The following is a 3,174-nucleotide window of genomic DNA, read 5'->3' on the forward strand; positions in this document are numbered from 1 at the left end:
CCCACGCGGCACCCGCGGCCCCGCTCCGGACCCAGCCGGCGGGCAGCCGCTGGCGGAGGTCCCGCGTCCCGGTGCTGGTCGGCGCCGCCGGCCTGGTGCTCGGCTGCTGCCTGGGCGGGGGCATCGTCGCCGCCGGCGTGGCGGTCTTCGGCGACGGCCACCGCGGCGACGACCGGATCAAGATCGACCGCAACGACCGCGGCGACAACGGATTCCGCCCCGGCGGCCGCGAAGGCAACGGCCGCGGGGTCCGCCCCGGCCAGAACCCGGGCCAGAACCCGGGTCAGGGCCCCGGCCAGGGCGGCAACCGCCGACCCGGCCCACCGGCCGCGTCCACCGCCCCGGCCCCCACGACCGCCGCCCCCGCCCCGTCCGCTTCCTGACCCGGACCGGACAGGCCGCCGCGGCGACCCTCGGCCGGCTTCCAGACGTGGACCCGAGCGGCGGACGGCAGCGCGCCGCCGCCGCTCGGGTGAGCCCGCCCCGTTAGTGGGGCGGGCTCGCGGCGTTCTAGCGGAGGTTGAAGCGCCGGTCCAGGGCCGGGTCGCGGTCGTCGAGGGAGGAGATGTACGACGGGGCCGCCGGGGCGAGCGCCGCCGGGGCGGGCACCCCCGCCCAGCGCTGCACGGCCGCCGTCGCGGTCGCGGACTCCGCCGGGGTGAGGCGGCTGATGTTCGAGCCGTGGTTGTAGCCGGCCGCCGTGTAGGACAACGAGTCCCTCGTGCCCGGCCCGAGGCGGAAGGGCTCCGCGCCCCAGGGGTCGTTCTGGCCGTACACGAACAGCAGCCGCTTCCCGAAGAGCTTCACCCACACGTCGATGTCGACCATCGTCAAGGGCTGGAAGCGCGGCACGATGTCGCGCGGGATGTAGGACTGCGCCCGGTCCTGGCCCCGGTAGTGCTGCAGGCCGGCGAGGTGCGGCAGCGACACGTTCGGGTAGCCCAGCTGGTAGGCCGCCTGGAAGTAGTACGGGACGTAGGGGTTCACGCCCTGGTCGGTGTTGGAGTCGATGCCGTAGATGGCGTCGAGCCACGCCCAGATGTCGTCGCTGGACGCGGTCGGCGCCGGCACGTCGACGCAGTCGCTCTCCAGGCTGTACTGCCAGAACGCCCAGGTCGTGCCGTTCACCATGAACTCGAACGCCCGGTCGGCGCTACCGACGATCGTGAACGTGCGCGCGTTGGCCGCGGCCCACGCCTCGTAGCGGGCGACGAGCTCCGCCCGGCGGCGCAGCGCCTCGACCTGCACGGCGTCGAGCGCGGCCCGGCACTGTGCGGTGCCCACCTTGGTGAAGAACCGGTCGTACGCCGAGTCCTCGGCGTTGTTGACGTCCTGCGGCGCGACGTAGGCGACCGTGCCGTCGACGTCACCGGGGTAGAAGCGGCGGTGGTAGATCGAGGTCATGCCGCCCTTGCTGGCGCCCGTCGAGATCCACTTCTGCGAGTAGATCGGCTTGAGCGCGGCGACGAGACGGTGGTGGTCGGTGGCGGCCTGCCAGATCGTGAGCTTCGACCAGTCCGCCGGGTCGGGCCGCGACGGGGTGAAGTACCGCTGCTCGACGGAGATCTGGTTGCCGTCGACGAGCCGGGTGGGCTCGGAGCGGAACGCGTACCCCGGGACGTTGTAGCCCGTCGTGTGCAGCACCGTCGGCCGGTCGGTGCCCCGGTGCAGGAGCGTGAACCGCTGCTGGAACGTGCCCGCCGACGGCCGCAGGTGGTCGACCGGCTGGGTGATGCTCAGGACGAAGAACCGGTACGGCGCGGCGACCGGCTGCTCCTCCAGCACGGTCACGCCCGGGGCCGCCTCGAGCTGGTCGCGGATGTCGGTCGCGGCCGCCGCGGGGCTCCCGGCCACCACCGCCCCGACCAGCCCGAGCAGCGGCACTGCCATCGACACCAGCACACGCCTGAAGCGTGTCATCGCGCCTCCCATTGACGATTTCGAGTACGTCGATGCACGCTACCGAGGGTCCACCGCCTTCCGGCCCTCGTTCAGGCCCTTGACCTGCCGGTCCGGTGGCGTCAGATGCCGGCCGGGGAGCGCTCGCGCAGGCCGTGGTGGGCGGCGACCGGGCTCCACACCGCGAGGAACCGCGCCTTCGCGTCGCCGGCCAGCCTCGACTGGCGCTGCGCCTCCTGGTAGTCGGACCGGCCGCCGCCGTCGCAGCCGCCGGCCTGGACGGCCTGGCCCCACAGGACGAAGCTGCGGTCGGCGGCGAGGGAGTACCGCAGCGCGTCGGTGAGCAGGCCGCGGAGCTGCTCGCCCCCGGCGAGCGCGGACAGGTCGGCCGCGGCCACGGCGTCCAGCTGGGCCTGCCGCTCGGTGCCGACGGCGCGCAGGTCGGCGATCGCCTGTTCGACGGCGGTGCAGTCGTCGACCCGGGCGATGGCAGCGTTGAGCTTGGTCCTGCTGGCGACGCTGGCGTCGAGCACCGCGTCGACGGCGGCGGCCTGGGCCCGCGGGTCGCCCGGCACCGCGCCAGACGCCGCGCCCGGCACCGCGACCTGCGTCGGCCGACCCTGACCCGGCGGCTGCCCAGTTGGCTGCCCGGTTGACTGGCCGGTTGACTGCCCGGGGCTCTTCGGCCAGGCCGCGCCGGCGGTCGATCCGGCGGACGCGGGGGTGAAGCGGGTCCCGCCGGTCATCCGTACGACGGCGATGACGGCGCCGGCGAGCACCAGCACCGCGACGATCACGGTCAGCGGCAGGCCGGCGCGGGACCGCTGTGGCGCCGCGTAGAGCCCGTGCGGCGGGCCCGGCGCCGGGGACAGCGAGACGGGCGGCCCGGAGATCGGCGCCTCAGGGACCGGCATGCCGTACGGCGGCCCGGAGACCGGCGGACCCGGCGCCGGCCGCCCCGAGATCGACACTCCCGACGCCGGCGATCCCGAGGCCAGCGCTTCCGAGGTCAGCCGCTCTGGGCCCCGCGGCCCCGAGGCCGGTGCGCCGGAGATCGGTGGCCATGAGGCCGGCACGGCGGCGTCCCGGGCGTCCGGGGACGGCGACCAGGCGACCGGCGGCCACGAGACGTGCGGCGGGGGCAGCGGCGGCAGGCCGTGGGCGTCCGGGATCGGACGCAGCTCAGGCGCGGCGACGGCCGGTGCGGGGTTGGGCGGTGCGGGGTTGGGATGCAAATCCACCAAGAGTCTTAGCGCAACAACCGTCTTTCCTGAA

Annotated in this window: 2 protein-coding genes and 1 pseudogene; 1 reads left to right on the top strand and 2 read right to left on the bottom strand. The window is 75.1% G+C overall.

What is annotated here, in order from left to right:
• Nucleotides 1-383, top strand: a pseudogene (locus AB0J72_RS58815) (hypothetical protein); the annotation flags it as partial.
• Between the two features lie 127 nt (nt 384-510).
• On the opposite strand, the gene AB0J72_RS58820 reads toward AB0J72_RS58815, so the two are convergent.
• Both AB0J72_RS58820 and AB0J72_RS58825 read right to left on the bottom strand, forming a co-directional pair.
• Complete coding sequence (locus tag AB0J72_RS58820; RefSeq protein ID WP_363417995.1) at nt 511-1,920, bottom strand: S28 family serine protease; 1,410 nt, start codon at nt 1,918-1,920, stop codon at nt 511-513.
• Nucleotides 1,921-2,021: 101 nt separating this feature from the next.
• Nucleotides 2,022-3,140 (bottom strand): hypothetical protein, encoded by a 1,119-nt coding sequence (locus AB0J72_RS58825; protein WP_363417998.1) that lies wholly within the window; start codon nt 3,138-3,140, stop codon nt 2,022-2,024.
• Between the last annotated feature and the right edge of the window lie 34 nt (nt 3,141-3,174).

Origin of the sequence: Dactylosporangium sp. NPDC049742 (assembly GCF_040674675.1) — a bacterium.
GTDB lineage: Bacteria > Actinomycetota > Actinomycetes > Mycobacteriales > Micromonosporaceae > Dactylosporangium > Dactylosporangium maewongense.